Consider the following 20,169-nt stretch of genomic DNA (forward strand, 5'->3'; position numbering starts at 1 on the left):
GGCGTCTGACCCAGTTGGCTTTGAAGAAACCTTGATGCAGCGTGAGTGGTCACCGGGAGACGTCGGCCGGGCATCAGGTTGCGCCGCTCGGTCAACCCGTCAGCGAAAAGCCGCCGCGTTGCGGTTCGCCCAGTCGGCGAAGGTGGCCGGCGTGCGGCCGAGGATCTTCTCGACGTCTGGGCTGATCCTCTGCTCCTGGACGGTCGGCGTGCCGAGAATGTCGAGTGTGGTCTCCACCACCTGGGCCGGCATGAACCCGAGCATCTGGGCGTAAGCCTCCTCCCTCGTCTGCTCCCTGAACGTGACGGGCTCGCCGATGGCCTCCGCGATGGCCGTCGCGCGCTGACGTGGCGTCGTCAACGCAGGGCCGGTGAGTTCGTAGATCGCTTTCTCGTGTCCCGGCTGGGTCAAGGTGGCCGCGGCCACGGCCGCGATGTCGTCGGGGTCGATGATCGGAAGGCCGACTTCGCCGAACGGAGCCGCGATCGTGCGGGCCGCCGTCACGGATGGCGCCCACGCGAAGGCGTTGGAGGCGAAGCCGCCGGGCCGCAGGAACGTCCAGTCGGTGCCGGAAGCCATGACGGCCTGTTCGAAGGCGGCCAGGGCCAGCCCGTGTGACGGAGAGTCCGCCCGGGTCGCCACTCCCTGCGACGAGAGCAGGACGATCTTTCCGGCGTCCGCCCAAGCACCCACGACCTGGGAAGCGTCCCCGGCCATCATCAGTTCTCCTCCGACCAGCAGAAAGACCGCGTCCACCTCGGAGGAAAGGTCGGCAGTGGGCTGGGAAAGGTCGGTCGCGAGCGCGCGGACGCCGACCGGCACGTCCGCCCCCGTGATGCGGCGGGCGACGGCGGTCACCTGGTGTCCCTGTTCGGCGAGGAGGCGGACCAGCGTGCGGCCGACGTTGCCGGTGGCGCCTGTGACGACGATCATGTGATCTCCATATAAGTTAGTTGACTGACTCACTTCAGAGAGAACGTAGCACGGATCGATCACCTAAAGTTAGTCAGGTGACTGACTTGAAAGATTCCGCCCGAGCCCGCACGGCCAGCGCCAAGCGCCAGCGGCTGATGAGGGCGGCCGCCGAAGTCATGCACCGGCAGGGAGCCGAGCGCACCACCATCGCCGACATCGCCCGTGCGGCCGAGGTGCCCGTCGGCAACGTCTACTACTACTTCAAGACCAAGGACGAGCTCGTCGTCGCCGCCCTCTCGGAGCACACGCACCAACTCGACCTGCTCACCGGCGAGCTCGACCGGCTCCCCGACCCTCGCGAACGCCTCAAGGGACTGATCGGCGCCTGGGTGGCCCAGCGTGACCTCGCCGCCCGTTACGGGTGCCCGACCGGCACGCTCGCCGTCGAGCTGGACAAAGGCCAAGGCGGCTTGGACGTCGAAGCGGGCAAGGTCATCCGCCTGCTGCTCACCTGGGCCGAGGCACAGTTCCGCGAGCTGAACCTCCCGCAGCCCGACGGCCTCGCGCTCACCCTCGTGGGCGCCTACCAGGGCATGTCTCTGCTGGCCAACGCCCTACGCGATCCCGGGATCATGGAACGCGAGGGCGCTCGCCTGCTCGCCTGGATCGACTCCCTCTGAGGCGGTCACTTCATTCGGAACACCGGTCCGCGTGGACGGAAGGGGAGTGACGCCCCTTCAGGGATCAGGTACGCGTGCTCTCGCCGCACCCGCAACACGTCACACCACCCGTCGGTGATGATCAAGATCGGGCCGGCGCGAGGGAAGTCGTCGGCCTTCTCCAGCAGGTTCACCCCGGGCTGCAGCACCGTTCCGCCGCGGCCGCGCACGCGGACCTTTGCGGCGATCGTCTCGACCGGCAGATATCCGGCGTCATAGGCTGCCGCGTCGCAGAACACCACCCGCGCATGCGGTACGTCTCTCGCCATTGCATACGACGCGATCGCGCCCAGGGCCTTGCCCAGGAGGCGGACGTCCATCGAGCCCGACGTGTCCAGGACCACGCCGAACGTCGCGTGCCGCACCACCTCCTCCGGGAGGATCCAGCCGGGGCGGGGGATGTCGGGGCTGGACGACTGGCGGCGTGACGCGCGGGCGTAGGTGCGTTTGCGGGTGGGGCTGGGCACGTGTTCGTCGAACCAGCGGGCCAGTTGGGCGTCCCAGGGCAGTGGGGGCTGGTCGAGGGCGCGGATCTCCTGTTCCAGGCCGCTCGGCAGGTGGCCGCGGCCGGACGACAGGTGGTATTCGAGGCCGTTGGCCAGGGCGCTGCGGTAGTAGGCGTCGAGGTCGGCGTAGCGGCCGGGGGTGGCGGGTTCGTTCAGGAGGTCACCCAGGCCCTTGCCGCGGAGGGTGGCCAGTCGTCGCATTCGGCGCAGGTCGGTGCTGATGCGGTCGTACACCTCTTCGCTGGAAAGGCCCCTCAGGTCTGGGTCGTAGAGGAGTCCTTCGGGCATTTCGCCGACGTTCATCTCGACGAGCCAGCCGTTGACGACGTAGTCGCAGGCCACGTTCCACAGGTAGGGGTCGCGGCCGCCCACCCGGTCGCCGTGGCGGAGGGCGGCGTGGAGCATCTCGTGGGCCAGCACGAAACGCCACTCTTCCGTGGGCAGGTCGCGGAGGGGGTTGATGTAGATCTCGCCCGCTTCGGCGCTGACGGCGGCGATCGCGATGTCCCAGCCTCGGGCCACGTCGGCGTCCGCGACGATCTTCAGGCCGGCTGCCAGAGCGCCTAGCAGCGGATAGGACGATACGAACCAGCCCAGAGCCAGTTCCCACGGCGGTTTGCGGCGCAGCGGGTCGCCGCCGGAGGCGACCGTCACGGCCGCCGTCGCCGCCGAGGAGACGCCGACCGCCAGCTCGGCGGGGTATTTGTACCACTCGGCTTCCCGTTCGGTGGCGACGATGAAGTCGGGGTGCGCGTGGGGGGTGTGCTCGACCGGCACGCCGGGCTGCCAGCGGCGGGCGAGGGTCGCCTCGTCTTCGACGGGGAGTTCCGGCAGTGGACGGGGTGGGCGGCCGATGCCGACCGAGCCGAGGAAACGGTCGACGGCCACGCAGCAGGCCGCCTGGTAGTGGACCTTCGGGGCGCGTCGCCTGTCGCGGCCCGAGGGGCGGTCGAGGTCGCCGGGTTCGGCGGTGCTCGGGTCGAGGTGGCCGAAGCCGGCGTGCAGGAACAGGTGGGCGAAGACCCAGGCCCAGAGGTCGGATTCGGCGCGGATGCGTGGATTGAAGCGGATCCGGTCAGGCAGGATGTCGGCCCAGACGTCGTTGGGCAGGTCTTCGTCGTCGATCAGGTCGAAGTGCATGGTGCGGAACAGCGGGTGTTGCGCGACTTCGTGCCAGCCCTGATAGACGGCGATGCGCCACGGGTTGGGTTTGCGCTGCTTGGCCATCACGCCCGCGCCGCCGCCAGGCGAGGCAGGTCGCGGCCGACCTCGATGAGGAACCACGACGGCAGCACCGGCACGCCGTTGTCGTCGGTCGCGATGACCAGCTGGGCGCATTCGAGGCTGACCTCGGCCAGTTCGATCAGCAGGGCCTTGGCCCGGAACGCCAGCTTCTGCAGGGCGGGGGAGGCGTGCTTCTTGGACGCCGGCAGGTCTTTCGCCAGCCGGGCCCGGAACGCCTCCGACAGGAAGAACAGCAGGTCGCGGTCTTGCGGATCGCGCGGCCAGGCCACCTCGCCCTTGAGCACGGCGTCGAGGTCGAAGGCGTGCCTGACCGTCTTCACATAGGCGCGGAACGCCGACGCGTGCACCGGAGACAGGATCCCGTGCGCGAGCACGGCGAGCGTGTCGCCGTCGACGGTCTCGCCGTAGGCGTGCAGCGCGTCGGACAACATGTGCCACCCCCGGGGCGTGGAGAACGCCTCCTCCGTCTTCGGCGGCGGGCTCCACAGGTGATCCGGCCGCTGTACGAGATGGTCGACGACCCACCGGTGCACCCCGTTGGCCGAGGCCCAGGCGAGCCAGTCGTCGACCGAAGCCCGCAGGTGCAGGTGGATCATCCGGTTGATCAGGGCCGACGGCATCGGCCGGGCGAGCGCGTTGTCGGTGGCCCGGTTGCCCGCGCCGATGACGACCGACCCCTTGGGCAGTTCGTAGGTGCCGATCCGCCGGTCGAGGATGAGCGAGTAGAACGCCTTCTGCACCTCGGCCGAGGATGCGTTGAGTTCGTCGAGGAACAGGCAGTAGGGCTCGTCGCGGGCGATCGACTCGGGCGGCGCGAACCGGCTGCGGTCGCCGACGATCTGCGGCACGCCGATGAGGTCTTCGGGCGCGAGCTGGGTGCCGAGCAGCGTCACGCACTCGAGCCCCAGCGACTCGGCGAACGCCCTGACCAGCGAACTCTTCCCAATGCCGGGAGCACCCCAGAGGAAGACGGGACGCACCAGGGCGACGTTGAGCAACACCTCGGGAAGCGCGGCCGGCGTGACGGTGACGGTGGCCTGCATATGTACCAGCTTCTCGAATCACCACATCTCCGGCCATCGGTTTTATGAGCCGGACGAGCGGCAGACCCGAGGGTCCGGCCCCGAATCACTACGAGGCCGGTCCTCGGATCGTCCAAGGATCCGGCCCCGGAATCATTCCGAGGCCGGTCCTCAGGCTGTCCGCCGTCCCCTTTCGGGCGGGTCACCTGAACCGGTAGCCGGACCGTGCCGCACCGCTCCGCTGGTCGGTGAAGGCGGCGACAAGCCCGTCGTGGCCGCGCCCGCCATCCAGGTGTCACTTGGTGCGGTCGGCCCCTTGTCGCCCGGATCAGCAACAGTTGCTGCCACCCTCGGTGCCGACGATGCGGCCTATCCAGTCGACGCAGCGGTCCGCTGCTGGTTCGGTCGCCCTTGTGGTTGCCCGGGTCAGCCGCAGTTGGTGCCGCGTTTGCCGCCCTCCGTGCCGGAGATGCGGCCCATCCAGTCGACGCAGCGGCCCGCCGCCGAGATGTAGATCGGGCCCGCGTAGGAGGTGTACTTGCCGCCCTCGTACAGCGGCCAGTGGGTGCCGACCGGGTTGAGGGCCAGACCGGCCTCGACCAGGACCCGGGTGCCGACGCTGTTCCGTTTGGCGACGACGCAGTTCTTGCCCGTCGAGGAGTTGTAGGTCAGGAAGACGGTGCCCTTGGTGCCGATCGGGGCGGAGTTGACGACGCCGTAGCCGGCGCCGCACTCACCGCCGTAGGACGCGGCCATGGCCGGCTGGGCCGAGGTGAGTGTCGCGGCGAGCACGGCGGTGGCGCACGCGGTGGTGACGGTGGCCTTCGTGACGAGTTTCATTGGTCCCCTTCCAATGCCTTCGAGAACGGATGCTGCGACGTCAGCCGCAGTTGGTGCGGTCGCGGCCCACTGTGAGTGCCGAACGTGCCGCCCCAGTCGACGCAGGAGCCCGGTGCCGACAGGTGGACGGGGCCCGCGTAGGTGGTGAAGGTGCCGCTGTCTTCGAACCAGGTGGTCGTGCCCGAGCGGCGGATGCGGGCCTCCACGAAGGTGGCGGCGCCCGGCGTCTGCCGCAGGGTGACGACGCGGTTCTTCTTGGTCGAGGCGTTGTAGGTCAGGTAGACCGTGCCTCGGCCGTCGGGGAAGACACACACTTAGCCGGAGCCGCGCTGGTCGCCGTAGAGCATGGCGGCTGCCACGACCGTGGCGGCGTCGGTGAGTCCCAGCGCGGCGGCCTTCCTCAGGATGCGCACGACAGAGATCCCTTTCGCTGTGAGAGGTCGGTGCGCTTCACGCTGGCACGGGTTTTCGTCCAACCGGTAGCGATCTCCGTCCGGCATTTGTCCGGTGGACATTGGACAAATGAAACCGCAGGTCAGCTCACTCGGACGTCCAGGAAGATCGGGCGTTTGTCGGGGAACAGGAGGCGGCCCTCTGCGTCGACCATCTTCCAGAAGATCTTGCAGGCGCCGGAGGTCGCGGGCGCCTCGACCGTCACCCGGACGTCGACCGAGCTGCCCGGCGGGGTGTGGGGGATCTCGACCCTTCTGGGGGCGGCGCAGAGGGTGTCGTTCACTCGCATGAGGAAACGCCCGGCCCATGCGACCTTGCCGGCGTTCCTGATCCGCCACACCTTCTCGAACGCCTCGCCCTTTCCGACCAGGGTGCCGTCGGGGATCGTGACGTCGGCCTCGAAGACCGACTCGTCGAGGGGGACGGGGGTCAGCATGGAGGTCTCCGGCGACCCGCCGTCGAACAGGACCACCCCGGCACTGACGACGGCGAACACCGCGACGACGGCGGCGAGAACCTTCGGTCGGAACCGCGCAGCCGCTCGCGAGCCCGACGACACCGGCCCAGGAAAGGTGACGATGAGCCCTTCCGCTGGAGGTGGGGTGATGCCCGGCGAAACACCCGACTCCGTCGAGGACGGTGTCGGGGCCGCAGATGACAGGGCGATGCCTTCGGGAAGCACCTCCGTCAGGGCCTTCGTCCGGGTCCAGTCGGATCGCCACTCCCGTTCGGCCGCTGCCGGATCCTGGCCCAGCCGCCCGACCGCCAGCACCCGGACGAACTCCCACGTCACCCCCCAGCTCGGCAACACCCGCCCCTGAGCCGCGGCCGCCAGCGACGACTTCGACGCCGCGGCGCCCTGGGCGCACATCTCCGCGAACGAAGGGTCGCCGGCCGCGATCTTGAGTTGCCACAGCCGGTCGGCGAACGCTTCGACCGGGCCCGCGGCCGGATCGGGGCGGTTGGGTCTGCGGCCGCGCCGGTCTCCCCGTGCGTCTCTCAACTGGCCCCCCGGATCTTCGGCTCGGCCGCCGACACTACACAACACCGAACTTGACCCGCCCCAGTAAAGAGGCGACCTGTGGAAATCGGTGACCGTCGGGTTCTTATGCTGCAATGGTGACTATCCGTGATCAGATTCATCACTCTGCGCAGCGACGGGGCGGGGTTCGGTGAACGCCCGGTTGAGGCTGGCCGCGTCGATCACCCCGGCCGTCGCCGTGCTGGCGCTCGTGATCGTCTGGGGGCGGGGGCTGCCCGTGGCCGTCGAGGTCGTGGTGGTGTTGTTGCTGGCCGGGTGTGTGCTGGCGGCCGTCCATCACGCCGAGGTGGTGGCGCATCGGGTGGGGGAGCCGTTCGGGTCGTTGATCCTCGCCGTCGCGGTCACCGTCATCGAGGTCGGGCTGATCGTCACGCTGATGCTCTCGGGCGGGCCGGGGGTCGCCACGTTGGCGCGCGACACCGTCTTCGCCGCGGTGATGATCACCTGTAACGGCATCGTGGGGTTGTCGTTGCTGGTCTCGGCGCTGAAGCGGGGGACCGCGCCGTTCAATCCCGAAGGGACCGGGGCGGCGCTGGCCACCGTCATCACGCTGGCGACGTTGTCGCTGGTGTTGCCGACGTTCACGACCAGCAACCCGGGGCCCGAGTTCTCGGGGCCGCAGCTCGTCTTCGCCGCCGTGGTGTCGTTCGGGCTGTACGTCCTGTTCGTGTTCGTGCAGAGCGTGCGGCACCGGGACTACTTCGTGCCCGAGGGAGACGACGCTCCGCACTCCTGGGTGCCTTCTCACCGGGCCGCGCTGGTCAGTCTCGGGCTGCTGGTGCTGGCGCTGGTCGCCGTCGTGGGGCTGGCGAAGGTCGAGTCGAAGAGCATCGAGGACGCCGTCGCCTTCGCCGGGCTGCCGCCATCGGTGGTGGGCGTCGTCATCGCGCTGCTGGTGCTGCTGCCCGAGACCCTCGCCGCCGCCCGGAACGCGCGGCGCGACCGCACCCAGATCAGCTTCAACCTGGCGCTCGGGTCGGCCATGGCCAGCATCGGGCTGACCATCCCGACCATCGCGGTGGCGTCGATCTGGCTCTCGGGGCCGCTCATGCTGGGGCTGGGGGCGGTGCACATCGTGCTGCTGATGCTCACGGCCGTCGTCGGCACGCTGACCGTGTTGCTGGGGCGGGCGACGTTGTTGCAGGCCGGAGTGCATCTCGCGCTGTGCGGGAGCTACCTGTTCCTGGCCGCGGTGCCCTGAGCGGTCAGCGCAGGGCGTCCATGTCGATGACGGTGATCGTGTCGCCGTCGCGGTAGTAGGTCGCCTTGTCGCCGAGCACCAGGCTCGGGTGGCCGCCGCCCGGGCCGTAGCCCAGGAGGATGTGGCCGGCCCGGCCGCTGGCCAGGTCGTAGAGGGCCGAGCCGGGCGCGCCGTAGGGGTCGGGCTGGATGAGGTGGACGACGTGCCCGCCCCACAACCGGGCCGAGGGCCGCCCGGGGAAGGGGCGGGCGGCGGTGCCGTCGCGCCGCCACGCCTCCACCAGGTCGGCGCACCATTCGGGGCCGCAGCCGAACCAGGTCTGCCGGCCTTCCGGCATGGGCTTCCGCGACCGGGTGCCGTCGCGGAGGTTGAGCAGCTCCTCGCGTCCCCGGCTCGCCCACGGCCACTCCATCAGGACGTATCCCGTCGAACCCGGCACCTCGCTGACCGCGCCCCCGGTCAGCGGGATCTGCCTGACGGCCGCGTCGACCGTCGACCAGACCACCATGCCGTTGGCGACGCCGAGGCCGGTGAGCGACGACGGCGACGGCTCCAGGGTGGTCAGCCGCAGGGGATCGCCGCCGGTCAGCGGCACCGACCAGAGCGCTCCCGCGCTCCACCAGACGGCGTGGCCGTTGCCCGCGATGAGATTCGTCGTGTACGCGTTCACAGTCGCCAGCACGCTGAAGGTCCGGCGGGCCAGGTCGTACAGGAGGATCGACTGCTGCTCGCCCTTGCCGACGACGAGGTCGCCGACCACGTCGGCGGGGGTGAACGCGACCCCGCCCGGCCCTTGCGCCGGAACCTGGTGCACGGCCCTTGGCCACACCCGCTCGATGGGGGCGACCGGCGGGGCGGCGTACGGGCCGGTGAATTGTGGGCGGTCGGCGAGGCCGCGTACCGCCAGCATGATGCCGCTCGCCACGACGACGAGGGAGACCGCGACGGCGAGCGGCGCGAGCCAGCGCGACGAGGCCGGGCGGTGCGGCGGCGGCACGGGGTGGGTGAGGCCGTCGTCGGCGACGGTGGCGGCCTTCGCGGTGAAGGCGTCCTTCAGCAGCTTCTCGATGTCGCTCATCCCGACGCCCTCAGCTCTCGTTCGAGGCGGTGCAGCGCCCGCATGACAGTCGAGCGGACCGTGCTCTGGCGCAGGCCGGTCACGTCCGCGATCTCGGCGTCGGACAGGTCGAGGTAGTAGCGCAGCACCAGCGTCTCCCGCTGCCGCGCGGGCAGCCGGGTCACCGCGGTCAGCACCTCCTGGCGGGTCTCGCCCAGCAGCGCCGCCGCCTCGGCCGACTCCGCCGGGACCAGCGCCGGGGGCGGTTTGTGCAGGGCCACCCTGCGGCGGCGTAACGCCGAACGTGCCCCGTTGAGCACGCTCGACCGGACATAGGCCAGGGTCAGCACGCCCGGGCGACGGCCGTGGAGGCGGGCGAAGACGTCTTGGACGATGTCTTCCGCGGTCTCCCGGTCGCCCACGAGCAGCAGCGCCAGCCGGATGAGTTCGAGCCGGTTCTCGCGATAGAGGGTGACCAGAACATCGCCCGACTCCTGGAGCATGTCACCCGTCATGTCTATAGAACGCCCGACCCCCCGCATCCGCTGCGCGAGGCCGGGCACCTAATTCAGCCGAGCCCCGCGTATCGCCGGGGCCGCAGGGCCTGGGTGCGCAGCGCCGACAGAGCCGCCGCCTGGCCGACCGGGGTGAGCTGCCAGGTCGAGCGCCAGTCGCACGACACGCGCAGGTCGAGCGCGTCGAGGCGGCGCTGGAACTCGCCCATCGGGCCGCCCAGGTCGCGGGCGCTCACCTGCGCGCCGGCGGCCGAGCGCCAGCCCTCGCCGTTGACCACCTCGGCGACGCGTTCGCACAGATCTGGATAGTTGTACGCCGCCCCGTCGGCCAGCAGCATCAGCGCCGACTCGCGGATGGACACCTCGAAGTCGTGTTCGCCCTTGGCCGGGGTCAGCAGGGTCGCCGTGACGGCCGTCCAGAGAACATCGGGGTTGTCGGCCAGCTTGCGGCCGGCCGAGGTCAGCACGAGTTTGCGGCCGGTGCGCCGGACCGCCTTCAGCTCGCCCATCATGATCTCGCGCAGCATCGTCAGGGTCGGCACGTCGGCCTCGCCCCTGACCGTTCCCGACGTCAGCGTGTCCCAGCCGAACAGCTCGACCGACTCGACCACCAGGGCGCGGGCGACGTTGAACTTCTGGGTCAGCGGCACCCCGCCGGTCTCGGCCCAGTCGAGCAGCCACCACAACGAGGCCAGATGGGGCTCGTCGGGTGGCGTGACGGGCGCGTGGAGCCGCACCTCGAACGGCTGGGCCAGCTCCCGCCGGGGCCGGCCGCGGCCGAGCACCCACCGGTTGAGGCGTTCGCCGTGGACGCGGTGGAGCCAGCAGTCGCCGCCGAGCTCGGGGCGCGGGCTGGTCAGCCACCGCCGGGTGAGGTCGAGGCGGCCCTTCAGGAACGCCTTCGCGCCGGGCTGCGGCAGCTCGCCCGACACCAGGGCCAGTTCGAGGGCGGCCGCGCAGGCCACGTGGGCGCCCAGTTCCTCCGGACCCATGATGGAGCTCCAACTGAGCTCCGGGACGTCGGGAGGAAGGACTCCGGTCGCCTCCACGGCGTCCTGGTAGGCGGCGGTGCCGGCCTCCTCGCCCTCACGGGCGTAGACGCGCAGGATGCGGGTGGTCGTCGGCGAGTCGCAGAGGGCGGCATAACGCTCCATGCCGCCCAGCTCGAACAGGCGCCCGAGGGCGCGGGCGATCCCGTGGCGGTCGCCCGTCACCTTGATCGGAAGGGCGTACCAGAGGAACTCGCAGACGTCGAGCTGGCTGATCGTCTCAAGGGCCTCGCCGCCGGTGAGCCACTCCACGGCGACACGAGCCGAGTCGGCGACATCCGGCTCGGCTCGCTCCAGCTCGGCGAGGAGGGCCGCCACGTCAGGTGCGGGCATGACCCGCAGTCTGCCGTATGGCACCCACCGTTGACGACGACCGAGAGACACTCGGGACCACCCCCCTAGTGACTCACGATACGGACCGCCCCGCCAGAGGTCAGATCCAGCCCTTCTTGAAGAGCATCCGGTCATACCAGTCCTGGTACGGCAGGAGTTCCGCCGACAACACCGGATAGAGCCACCAGAAGTTCAGCAACGACAGCAGGGCGAACACGCCGACGGCGATCGCTCCGGCGCGTCGCCGCTGCAGCGGAGCTTCGGCCGGGCCGATGAGCAGGCCCGCCGCCAGCACGATGGCCAAGATCATGAACGGCACCATCGGGATGGCGTAGAAGAGGAACATCGTGCGGTTGTCGGCCCAGGCGAAGTAGAACCAGGGCAACCAGCCCGCCGCGTAGCCCAGCAGAACCGCCCCGGCCCGCCAGTCGCGGGTGGCGACGTACCAGGCGATCATGGCGATGAGGGCGGCGAGACCGGCGTACCAGATGATCGGGGTGCCGGTGCCGAGCACGGCCCACGAGCAGCTGTCGGTGCCGCAGCCCGAGGGCGACTCGTAGAAGAACGCCACCGGGCGGGTGAGCAGCGGCCACTGCCACGGTTGCGACTGGTAGGGGTGGGTGGTCTCCAGGCCGGTGTGGAACGACAGGATCTGGGTCTGGTAGTCGATCCACGACCGCATCGAGCTGAACACGAAGTTCTGCCAGCCGCCCGAGGTGGCCTCGGCCCAGTTGCGGCCGTAGCCGCGGTCACCCGCGAACCAGCCGACGAACGAGACGACGTACACGACCAGGGACAGGATCGCCACCCACACGAAGGCGAGCGGCACGTCGAGCTTCAGCGTCGCCAGCAGCGGGCGGCGCAGCCCGACCGCGCGGCGCGCGCCCAGGTCCCACAGGACGGTCATGATCCCGAAGGCGGCGATGAACAGGATGCCGGTCCACTTGGTCGCCAGCGCGGCGCCCAGGCACAACCCGGCGGCCAGCCGCCACGGGCGCAGGCCCAACTTGGGGCCCAGGTCGCTGATGGGGGAGTTCTCGTACCAGTCGGCCAGCCGTTCGCGGGACTTGTCGCGGTCGACGACCAGGCAGGCGAACCCGGCCAGCAGCCAGAACATCAGGAAGATGTCGAGCAGCGCGGTGCGCGACAGGACGAAGTGGAGGCCGTCGACCGCGAGCAGGAAGCCGGCCAGGCAGCCCAGCACGGTCGAGCGGGTCATCCGGCGGGCCAGCCGGGCCAGCAGGAAGATCGAGATCGTGCCGACCAGCGCGGCGGCGAACCGCCAGCCGAACGGGTTCAGCCCGAAGATCCACTCGCCGAGGCCGATCATCCACTTGCCGAGCGGCGGGTGGACGACGTAGGAGCCGCAGTCGACGACGTTCTGACAGACCTTGAAGATGTTGTCGTCGCCGCGCAACATCGCCTGGTTGGCGGCGTCGCCGTCGAGGAACTGGGTCTCCACGCCGTATTTCAGCGTCGACCAGGCGTCTTTGGCGTAGTAGGTCTCGTCGAAGACCACCGCCTTGGGCACCTCGAGGCGGTCGAACCGCAGGAACCCGCCGAACAGGGCGATGAGCGCGGGGCCGAGCCAGGCCCACAACCCGTCACCCGGCATCGGCGGCAGCAGCCGCTCGCGTACCGAGAGCACGCGCTCCTCCGGGTCGGGCTGTTCGGGCGCCTTGTCAGCGAAATCTGTCACGGCCACGGCGACACACTACTGGCGACACGCCGTCACGAACACGACGTACACCCCGATTCCTGACGCAGCGGCGCGGCCGCAGCGTCGGACCTGAGCGCGAGGACCGCCGCGCCGGAGGCGCGGCCATCACCCGGTGAAGCTTTCATACTTGAGTGGTGACGGACTACGGGACCCTCGTGCTGGCCGGCGCCCCCATCGGGCAGCCGGGCGACGCCTCGCCGCGGTTGCGGGCCGCCCTGGAGAGCGCCGACGTGATCGCCGCCGAGGACACCCGGCGGTTGCGCCGCCTGGCCACCGACCTCCAGGCGGAGATCACCGGGCGGATCGTCTCCTACTACGACCAGAACGAGGCCGCCCGCGCCCGGGAGCTGCTCGGCCACCTGCTCGACGGGCAGAAGGTGCTGGTCATCACCGACGCGGGCATGCCGGGCGTGTCCGACCCCGGTTACCGGCTGACCCGGCTCGCGGTCGACGCGGGCGTGCGGGTGACGGCGCTGGCCGGGCCTTCGGCGGTGACCACGGCGCTCGCGGTCTCGGGGCTGCCCAGCGACCGCTTCTGCTTCGAGGGTTTCCCGCCCCGCAAACCCGGCGACCGGGGCCGGCGGCTGGAGAAGCTCGCCGACGAGGAGCGCACGATGGTGTTCTTCGAGGCGCCCCACCGGCTGGAGGCCTCACTGCTGGCGATGGCCGAGGCGTTCGGCGCCGGCCGGGAGGCCGCCGTGTGCCGCGAGCTCACCAAGACCTATGAAGAGGTGCGGCGCGGCACCCTGGCCGAGCTGGCCGCCTGGGCGCCCGAGGCCAAGGGCGAGATCACGATCGTGGTGGCCGGCGCGGCGCCCCGGGAGGTCTCGGTGGACGACCTGCTCGGCGAGGTCGCCCGGCTGGAGGCGACCGGGGTCACCCGGAAGCAGGCCATCGCCGACGTGGCCCGCGACGCGGGGGTCTCGAAGCGCGACCTCTACAACGCGGTGCACGCGGGCTAGGACACGACCGGTTCGGCCGCCAGCGGCTCTTCGGCGCGTTTCCTGGTGAAGCGCACCTGCCGCAGCGCGATGGCCGCCGCCAGGCAGGCGAGCGGCACGGCCGGGAGCAGGTAGCGGTAGTCGAACTCGGCGGTGGCCGCCGGGGCCAGCACCAGGCCGGCCGCCCCGAGGAACGGCAGCAGCACCGGGCCGCCCAGCGTGCGCCAGCGCTGGACCACGCCGACCAGCCCGGCCAGCAGCAGCAGGCCCAGGACCGTGCCCGGGAGCCGCACCACCGACTGGTAGCTCATCATGAACGTCGAGAACGGGGCGACCTTGACGGTGGCCGCCTCGCCGTTCTCGTAGCGGGTGGCGTCGCCGTTGGTGGTGCCCCGGTAGGAGCTCCACTGGGGGAGCTTCGTGGTGGTGTTGTTGCTGAACTCGTAGAGGCCGAAGGTCTTGTTGTCGGGGAAGACCGGGCGGCCCCACTGGAAGGCGCGGAAGAAGTCCTTGGCGACGGCGGCCAGGTAGTCGAGCGGCTGGGCCATGATCGCGCGTTTGGCGAACTCGCTGGCGATCTGGTTGGTCTCGGCGTCGAACTTGCGGCCCGCGCCGAAGACGTGGAGCTGGTTCTCGTTGTCCCACCACAGATAGGCCTGGGCCGACTTCTCGCGCTCGGCCACCGGCGTGTTGATGCAGAGCAGCGCCAGATCGAGGTCGTCGCGCGGGTCGAGGCCCATCTTGTCGCAGTCGGCGAACAGGGCGGTGCGCATGTAGAGGATCACGCCGTCGCTCTGGGTCATCGCGAAAGGGCCGTTGACCGCCTTGAACCAGCCCATGTAGCCGATGACCGGGATCACGCAGGCCACCAGCATCGCCACGATGGGCTTCCAGCCGACCCGCTTGATCAGCATGAACGCCACCACGAGCGCCAGGATCGGCAGCCCGATGCTGCGGGTCAGCGCGGTCAGCGCGAGCAGCCCGCCGACGGCCGCGCCGACCTTCCAGGTCATCGACCGGTGCCAGAGCACCAGCACGATCACCCCGGTGACCAGCAGGGTGAACATCGCGTCGCTCATGATCAGCTGCTCGAGCTGGATCTGGTAGGCGTCGAACAGCACCGGGACGGTGGCCAGAGTGGCGGCCCACCCGGCCATGGCGAACCTTTTGACCAGCAACGCGTAGATCAGCCCGGCCGTGGCCAGGCCCATCAGGTGTTGCGTGAGGACAACGAGGCTGAAGCTGTGAAAGGGTCGCAGGAGCAGCATCCAGAAGGCGTAGCCATCCGGTCTGATCGGGTGGGGCCTCGGGTGGAGCGCGACCGAAACGTAGTCGTAGGAGTCGTTGAACCACATCGCCGGGCCGAAGCCGAGCATCGTGACGAGCCGCAGCAGCGCGCCGACCGCGAGCGCGGCGGCGAACCAGCGATGATTGCGCAGCGTGACGACGAGACGCTCCTTCCAGGTGACCTGGGGGGCGCCTGTGACGGCGGGTTCCGCGACCGCGACCATGGTTACAGAATGCCAGGGGTTTTCGGGACTTGACCCGCCCCCCTTGGGGCAGACGGCATCATGGTCTGATTACTGACCGGCGATCACAGGTGTAAACGGCAGGGGTAACGAACGTGGAACTGACAGTGGTCATGCCGTGCCTCAACGAGGCGGAGACCGTGGAGGTGTGCGTAACGAAGGCCCTGGCCTGCATGCGCGAGAACGGGATCGACGGCGAGGTGGTGATCGCCGACAACGGCAGCACCGACGGCTCGCAGCAGCTCGCCCGTGACGCCGGCGCCCGGGTCGTGCACATCGACCAGAAGGGGTACGGCAACGCCCTCATCGGCGGCATCCGCGCCGCCCGCGGCAAGTACGTGATCATGGGCGACGCCGACGACTCCTACGACTTCACCAACCTGATGCCGTTCGTGGAGGAGCTGCGCAAGGGCGGCGAGCTCGTCATGGGCAACCGCTTCAGGGGCGGCATCGCCCCCGGCGCCATGCCCCCGCTGCACCGTTACCTGGGCAACCCGGTCCTGTCGTTCGTGGGCCGCCTGTTCTTCCCGAGCGCGATCCAGGACTTCCACTGCGGCCTGCGCGGCTTCCGCCGTGACTCGATCCTCAAGCTGGGCCTGCAGACCGGCGGCATGGAGTTCGCCTCCGAGATGGTGGTGAAGGCCACCCTCCAGGGCCTCGACGTGCGCGAGGTGCCGACCACGCTGGCCCCCGACGGCCGCTCCCGCCCGCCGCACCTGCGGTCGTGGCGCGACGGCTGGCGCCACCTGCGCTTCCTGCTGCTCTACAGCCCCCGCTGGTTGTTCTTCATCCCGGGCCTGGCCCTGATGATCTTCGGTTTGATCGTCGGTACGGCGCTGACCTTCGGCCCCGTCTACATCGGCCAGCTCGCCTTCGACGTCGACACCCTCGTGGGCGCCTCGGCGATGGTGGTGATCGGCTTCCAGGCGGTGCTGTTCGCCCTGTTCACCAAGGTGTACGCCGCCGAAGAGGGCTTCCTGCCCGAGTCGCCGCGGATCAGGAAACTGATCGACATCGTCACCCTCGAACGCGGCCTCATCATCGGCGGCCTGCTCGCCCTCGCCGGTCTGCTGGGCCTGGTGGCCTCGCTGGCCCACTGGGGCGGCAAGGGCTTCGGCGAGCTGATCCCGGCCGAGTCGCTGCGTCTGGTCGTGCCGTCGGCGACCGCCTTCATCATGAGCTTCCAGACCATCTTCGCCTCGCTCTTCATCTCGATCCTGGGCATCCGCCGCTCGCGCGAGACCCCGGCCGACATCGCCGCCTCGGCCGCCGAGGAGGCCGCGGAGGCGGTCAACAAGCAGCCGACGCTCTGACCGCACGACCCTCCTGCCGCACGTCACCGGCCTCTTCCCCGATCGCCCGATCGCGGAGGAGGCCGTTTTCGTGCGGGCGCAGGGCGGGAATAAGGCTCCGATCCGGTGGTCGGATGCCTCTAGGCTTGAGGCATGTCTCAGCACATCTTGACCGCCGTCGCGTGGCCCTATGCCAACGGGCCTCGCCACATCGGGCACGTCTCCGGGTTCGGCGTGCCGTCCGACGTCTTCAGCCGCTACCAGCGGATGGCGGGCAACAAGGTGCTGATGGTCTCCGGCACCGACGAGCACGGCACGCCGATCCAGGTCCAGGCCGACAAGGAAGGCGTCTCCGCCCGGGAGCTCGCCGACCGCTACAACCGGGTCATCGCCGAAGACCTGACGGCCCTCGGTCTCTCCTACGACCTGTTCACCCGCACGACCACGCTCAACCACTACGCCGTCGCCCAGGAGATCTTCCTCGGGCTGCACAAGAACGGCTACATCTTCCCCAAGACCACGATGGGCGCGGTCTCCCCGTCCACCGGGCGCACCCTGCCCGACCGCTACATCGAGGGCACCTGCCCGATCTGCGGCTACGACGGGGCGCGTGGCGACCAGTGCGACAACTGCGGCAACCAGCTCGACCCGATCGACCTGATCAACCCCAAGTCGAAGATCAACGGCGAGACGCCGAAGTTCATCGAGACCGAGCACTTCATGCTCGACCTGCCGGCCTTCGCCGACGCGCTCGGCACCTGGCTCCAGGGCAAGCAGGGCGAGTGGCGGCCCAACGTGCTGAAGTTCTCGCTCAACCTGCTGGGCGACCTCCAGCCGAGGGCGATCAGCCGTGACCTCGACTGGGGGGTGCCGATCCCGCTCGACGGGTGGAGCGACCGCAACGACAAGCGGCTCTACGTCTGGTTCGACGCGGTCATCGGCTACCTGAGCGCCTCGGTCGAGTGGGCCCGCCGGTCGGGCGACCCCGACGCGTGGCGCGCCTGGTGGCAGAACCCCGACGCCCGGGGTTACTACTTCATGGGCAAGGACAACATCGTCTTCCACTCCGAGATCTGGCCGGCGATGCTGCTCGGCTACAACGGAGAGGGCGCCCGGGGCGGCGCGGCCGGGTCGCTGGGGCGGCTCGACCTGCCCTCCGAGGTGGTGTCGAGCGAGTTCCTGACCATGGAGGGGCGCAAGTTCTCCTCCTCGCGGTCGGTCGTGATCTACGTCCGCGACTTCCTGGAGCGCTACTCGGCCGACGCGCTGCGCTACTACATCGCGGTCGCCGGGCCCGAGAACCAGGACACCGACTTCACCTGGTCCGAATTCCTCAACCGCAACAACGGCGAGCTCGTCGCGGCGTGGGGCAACCTGGTCAACCGGTCGATCTCGATGGCGTCCAAGAACTTCGGCAAGATCCCCGACGCGGTCGACCTGACCGACGCCGACCGGGCGCTGCTCGAGCGGTCGAAGTCGGCCTTCCCTGCGGTCGGGGCGGAGCTGGGGCGGTCGCGGTTCAAGAACGCGGTCACCGAGGCGTTCGACGTGGTGCGCGACGCCAACCGCTACCTGGCCGAGCAGGAGCCCTGGAAGATCAAGGACGACCCGGTCCGCCAGGGCAGCATCCTCCACGTGGCGCTCCAGGTGGTCGACGACGCCAAGACGCTGCTCACGCCGTTCCTGCCGAACTCGTCCAACAAGATCCACGAGATGCTCGGCGGGCAGGGCGTCTGGTCCGGCATGCCGGAGATCCGCGAGGTCGACGAGCAGGGCGGGCGCTCCTACCCGGTGATCACCGGTGACTACAACGGCGCGGCGAAGTGGGAGCACACGCCGATCCAGTCGGGCACCCCGCTGGCCCCGCCGAAGCCGCTGTTCGCCAAGCTCGACGCGAAGATCGTCGACGAAGAACTGGCCAGACTGGAAAGCTGATGTCCGTTCCGCTCCCCGAGGCGCTCGGCGCCGAGGTGTTCGACAGTCACTGCCACCTCGACATCATGGTCGGGGAGCGCAAGGCGTCGTCCGGCGATCCCGTCGCCCTGGCCGCCCAGGCGGCCGGGGCGAGCGTCGAGCGCATCCTCGACGAAGCCAAATCGGTCGGGGTGACGCGCCTGGTCACGATCGGCTACGACCTGCGCTCCTCCGAGTGGGGCGCCGAGATCGCCCGTGACCACGAGGGCGTCTACGCCGGCGTGGCGATCCACCCCAACGAGGCTCACGCGGCGACCCCCGAGGTGCTCGACCGGATCGAGGCGCTGGCGCGGCTCGATCACGTGCGGGCCGTGGGCGAGACCGGGCTCGACTTCTACCGCGACTGGGCTTCCAAAGACGACCAGCACGCCTCGTTCCGGGCGCACATCGAGATCGCCAAGCGCACCGGGAAGGCGCTGGTGATCCACGACCGCGACGCCCACGACGCGGTCCTCGACGTGCTCGACGAGGTGGGCGCGCCCGACGTGGTCGTCTTCCACAGCTACTCGGGCGACGCCGAGATGGCCGAGCGCTGCGTCGCGGCGGGCTACTACCTGTCGTTCTCGGGCCCGGTCACCTACAAGAACGCCGCCTACCTGCGGGAGGCCGCGAAGGTCGCCCCGGCCGAGCTGATCCTGGTCGAGACCGACGCGCCCTATCTGCCGCCGACGCCCCACCGCGGCAAGCCCAACGCGCCCTACCTGATCCCGCTGACGCTGCGCTGCATCGCGGAGGTGAAGGGCACGACGCCGGAGGCGCTCGCGGAGATCATCAATGTGAACGGTCCGCGCGTTTTCGGTGATTGGTAATGGGATGTCACGGTACGGTGTGAGTTGACCATGGCGCTTCCGGAAGGACGCATCCGTGTATTCCCCGACATTGGAGAGCCCCGCGCATGACACGGGCGGCCAATTGTCGGGCTGGGAACATCCGGTCGAGAAACCCGCTGAGGCGCCGTCACGGTTGAGGGCGCTGGTCCGCCCGTGGCTGGCCGTGGTGTGCGCCGCCGCGCTGGGGGCCTCGGTCGGCCTGGTCACCGGGGTCGGGCTGGCCCGCGAGATCACCCTCGACGTCGACGGCAAGCTCACCACCCACCGGTCGTTCGCGGCCGACGTCAACGGCGTGCTGAAGGCCGCCGGGGTGCCCTACGAGGAGGGCGACATGGTCTCGCCCCCGCCGTCGGCCGAGATCGGCGACGACATGACGATCGTGGTCAGGCACGCCCGGCCGCTGACGCTCACCCTCGACGGGACCTCCAGCACCCATCTGACCACGGCTCTCAACGTCCAGGACGCGCTCGAAGAGCTCAAGATGAACCCCAACAAGCTGCAGTTGTCGACGACCAGACTGCGGCAGATCCCGGTCGAGGGGTTCCAGCTGAACGCGCGGTCGCACCGCAAGGTGACGATCGTGGCCGGCAGCATGCGCATCGAGACCACGACGATCGGCCGGACCGTCGCGGAGGTCCTGAAAGAGGCGAGCGTCGAGCTCGGCGAGGGCGACAAGGTGTCGCCCGGCCTGTCGACCTTCCCGCCCGAAGACACGGTGATCCGGGTGACCCCCGGCCTGCCGCCCCACACGATCCCCATCTCGCCCGACGTGGCCGCGCTGAACTGGGAGGCCCTGGCGCGGTGTGTGTCGGGTCCGGGCGGGCTCTACGGGTTCGGGCTGAAGATGTGGCGCGCGGTCGGCGGGGAGAAGCGGCCGGCCGACTGGCCCGAGGCCGAGCAGACCTACCGGGCCCAGCTGCTCTACCAGCGGCTGGCCGGCGACTGGAAACGCGCCTGGCCGGAGTGCGGCGACCGCCTCTGAGCCG

General features: G+C 69.9%; 18 protein-coding genes. 7 read left to right on the top strand and 11 right to left on the bottom strand.

Annotated features, from left to right (window positions below; translation table 11 throughout):
* Nucleotides 1-99 precede the first annotated feature (99 nt).
* Entirely contained in the window at nucleotides 100-933 is an 834-nt protein-coding gene (locus AW274_RS31840) for an SDR family oxidoreductase (protein ID WP_062440149.1), read from the bottom strand.
* A 77-nt stretch (nucleotides 934-1,010) separates the two neighbouring features.
* Between AW274_RS31840 and AW274_RS31845 the strand changes: the two genes are divergently transcribed.
* Complete coding sequence (locus tag AW274_RS31845; protein ID WP_232320563.1) at nucleotides 1,011-1,595, top strand: TetR/AcrR family transcriptional regulator; 585 nt, start codon at nucleotides 1,011-1,013, stop codon at nucleotides 1,593-1,595.
* A 5-nt stretch (nucleotides 1,596-1,600) separates the two neighbouring features.
* Here the strand turns inward: AW274_RS31845 and AW274_RS31850 are convergent, their stop codons facing one another.
* The 5 genes from AW274_RS31850 to AW274_RS31870 all read right to left on the bottom strand — a co-directional run bounded on the left by AW274_RS31850 (nucleotide 1,601) and on the right by AW274_RS31870 (nucleotide 6,703).
* Nucleotides 1,601-3,367, bottom strand: coding sequence for a vWA domain-containing protein (locus tag AW274_RS31850; protein ID WP_062440157.1), 1,767 nt, complete (start codon nucleotides 3,365-3,367; stop codon nucleotides 1,601-1,603).
* A complete protein-coding gene (locus AW274_RS31855; RefSeq protein ID WP_062440161.1) occupies nucleotides 3,367-4,428 on the bottom strand; it encodes an AAA family ATPase in 1,062 nt (353 codons plus the stop codon). The genes AW274_RS31850 and AW274_RS31855 overlap by 1 nt, the downstream gene beginning before the upstream one ends.
* Nucleotides 4,429-4,833: 405 nt before the next feature.
* Nucleotides 4,834-5,247, bottom strand: a complete 414-nt coding sequence (locus AW274_RS31860) for a hypothetical protein (RefSeq protein WP_062440164.1) — start codon at nucleotides 5,245-5,247, stop codon at nucleotides 4,834-4,836.
* Nucleotides 5,244-5,561 carry a hypothetical protein gene (locus tag AW274_RS31865; RefSeq protein ID WP_062440168.1) on the bottom strand — a complete coding sequence of 106 codons (318 nt, stop codon included), beginning with the start codon at nucleotides 5,559-5,561 and terminating at the stop codon, nucleotides 5,244-5,246. The genes AW274_RS31860 and AW274_RS31865 overlap by 4 nt, the downstream gene beginning before the upstream one ends.
* Before the next feature lie 221 nt (nucleotides 5,562-5,782).
* On the bottom strand, nucleotides 5,783-6,703 hold the full coding sequence (locus tag AW274_RS31870; RefSeq protein WP_062440171.1) for an NBR1-Ig-like domain-containing protein: 921 nt from the start codon (nucleotides 6,701-6,703) through the stop codon (nucleotides 5,783-5,785).
* A gap of 169 nt (nucleotides 6,704-6,872) precedes the next feature.
* On the opposite strand from AW274_RS31870, the gene AW274_RS31875 reads away from it, so the two are divergent.
* Nucleotides 6,873-7,943 (top strand): calcium:cation antiporter, encoded by a 1,071-nt coding sequence (locus AW274_RS31875; RefSeq protein WP_062440174.1) that lies wholly within the window; start codon nucleotides 6,873-6,875, stop codon nucleotides 7,941-7,943.
* A 4-nt stretch (nucleotides 7,944-7,947) separates the two neighbouring features.
* Here AW274_RS31875 and AW274_RS31880 read toward each other — a convergent pair whose 3' ends face one another.
* From AW274_RS31880 to AW274_RS31895, 4 genes are all read right to left on the bottom strand, one after another.
* The gene (locus AW274_RS31880) at nucleotides 7,948-9,021 is read right to left on the bottom strand and encodes a hypothetical protein (RefSeq protein WP_062440177.1); all 1,074 of its coding nucleotides are present in this window, start codon (nucleotides 9,019-9,021) and stop codon (nucleotides 7,948-7,950) included.
* The gene (locus tag AW274_RS31885; protein WP_232320565.1) at nucleotides 9,018-9,515 is read right to left on the bottom strand and encodes a sigma-70 family RNA polymerase sigma factor; all 498 of its coding nucleotides are present in this window, start codon (nucleotides 9,513-9,515) and stop codon (nucleotides 9,018-9,020) included. Before AW274_RS31885 ends, AW274_RS31880 begins: the two co-directional genes overlap by 4 nt.
* A 53-nt stretch (nucleotides 9,516-9,568) precedes the next feature.
* Nucleotides 9,569-10,897: a hypothetical protein gene (locus AW274_RS31890; protein WP_062440184.1), complete on the bottom strand. Its 1,329-nt coding sequence runs from the start codon at nucleotides 10,895-10,897 to the stop codon at nucleotides 9,569-9,571.
* A gap of 100 nt (nucleotides 10,898-10,997) precedes the next feature.
* Complete coding sequence (locus AW274_RS31895) at nucleotides 10,998-12,602, bottom strand: dolichyl-phosphate-mannose--protein mannosyltransferase (protein ID WP_062440188.1); 1,605 nt, start codon at nucleotides 12,600-12,602, stop codon at nucleotides 10,998-11,000.
* A gap of 149 nt (nucleotides 12,603-12,751) precedes the next feature.
* Here AW274_RS31895 and rsmI point away from each other — a divergent pair, with 149 nt between their 5' ends.
* Nucleotides 12,752-13,579, top strand: coding sequence for a 16S rRNA (cytidine(1402)-2'-O)-methyltransferase (gene rsmI / locus AW274_RS31900; RefSeq protein WP_062440193.1), 828 nt, complete (start codon nucleotides 12,752-12,754; stop codon nucleotides 13,577-13,579).
* Here the strand turns inward: rsmI and AW274_RS31905 are convergent.
* Nucleotides 13,576-15,069, bottom strand: a complete 1,494-nt coding sequence (locus AW274_RS31905) for a hypothetical protein (RefSeq protein ID WP_062440196.1) — start codon at nucleotides 15,067-15,069, stop codon at nucleotides 13,576-13,578. The two genes, rsmI and AW274_RS31905, sit on opposite strands and share 4 nt — an antisense overlap.
* A gap of 113 nt (nucleotides 15,070-15,182) precedes the next feature.
* Here AW274_RS31905 and AW274_RS31910 point away from each other — a divergent pair, with 113 nt between their 5' ends.
* From AW274_RS31910 to AW274_RS31925, 4 genes are all read left to right on the top strand, one after another.
* Entirely contained in the window at nucleotides 15,183-16,400 is a 1,218-nt protein-coding gene (locus AW274_RS31910) for a glycosyltransferase (protein ID WP_063813759.1), read from the top strand.
* Between the two features lie 132 nt (nucleotides 16,401-16,532).
* Nucleotides 16,533-18,314, top strand: coding sequence for a methionine--tRNA ligase (gene metG / locus AW274_RS31915; protein ID WP_062440203.1), 1,782 nt, complete (start codon nucleotides 16,533-16,535; stop codon nucleotides 18,312-18,314).
* Nucleotides 18,314-19,162: a TatD family hydrolase gene (locus AW274_RS31920; RefSeq protein WP_062440207.1), complete on the top strand. Its 849-nt coding sequence runs from the start codon at nucleotides 18,314-18,316 to the stop codon at nucleotides 19,160-19,162. Before metG ends, AW274_RS31920 begins: the two co-directional genes overlap by 1 nt.
* A gap of 154 nt (nucleotides 19,163-19,316) precedes the next feature.
* Nucleotides 19,317-20,165 (top strand): ubiquitin-like domain-containing protein, encoded by an 849-nt coding sequence (locus AW274_RS31925; protein ID WP_198169511.1) that lies wholly within the window; start codon nucleotides 19,317-19,319, stop codon nucleotides 20,163-20,165.
* Nucleotides 20,166-20,169: the final 4 nt, after the last annotated feature.

It is taken from the genome of Herbidospora daliensis, from assembly GCF_001570585.1.
In the GTDB taxonomy this organism is placed as follows: domain Bacteria; phylum Actinomycetota; class Actinomycetes; order Streptosporangiales; family Streptosporangiaceae; genus Herbidospora; species Herbidospora daliensis.

Bases quoted from the DNA above. Each gene is read 5' to 3' on its own strand.
- AW274_RS31890 (WP_062440184.1), bottom strand. From the start codon at position 10,897: ATGCCCGCACCTGACGTGGCGGCCCTCCTCGCCGAGCTGGAGCGAGCC.
- AW274_RS31920 (WP_062440207.1), top strand. From the start codon at position 18,314: ATGTCCGTTCCGCTCCCCGAGGCGCTCGGCGCCGAGGTGTTCGACAGT.
- AW274_RS31905 (WP_062440196.1), bottom strand. From the start codon at position 15,069: ATGGTCGCGGTCGCGGAACCCGCCGTCACAGGCGCCCCCCAGGTCACC.
- AW274_RS31855 (WP_062440161.1), bottom strand. From the start codon at position 4,428: ATGCAGGCCACCGTCACCGTCACGCCGGCCGCGCTTCCCGAGGTGTTG.
- metG (WP_062440203.1), top strand. From the start codon at position 16,533: ATGTCTCAGCACATCTTGACCGCCGTCGCGTGGCCCTATGCCAACGGG.
- AW274_RS31885 (WP_232320565.1), bottom strand. From the start codon at position 9,515: ATGACGGGTGACATGCTCCAGGAGTCGGGCGATGTTCTGGTCACCCTC.
- AW274_RS31840 (WP_062440149.1), bottom strand. From the start codon at position 933: ATGATCGTCGTCACAGGCGCCACCGGCAACGTCGGCCGCACGCTGGTC.
- AW274_RS31880 (WP_062440177.1), bottom strand. From the start codon at position 9,021: ATGAGCGACATCGAGAAGCTGCTGAAGGACGCCTTCACCGCGAAGGCC.
- AW274_RS31860 (WP_062440164.1), bottom strand. From the start codon at position 5,247: ATGAAACTCGTCACGAAGGCCACCGTCACCACCGCGTGCGCCACCGCC.
- AW274_RS31850 (WP_062440157.1), bottom strand. From the start codon at position 3,367: ATGGCCAAGCAGCGCAAACCCAACCCGTGGCGCATCGCCGTCTATCAG.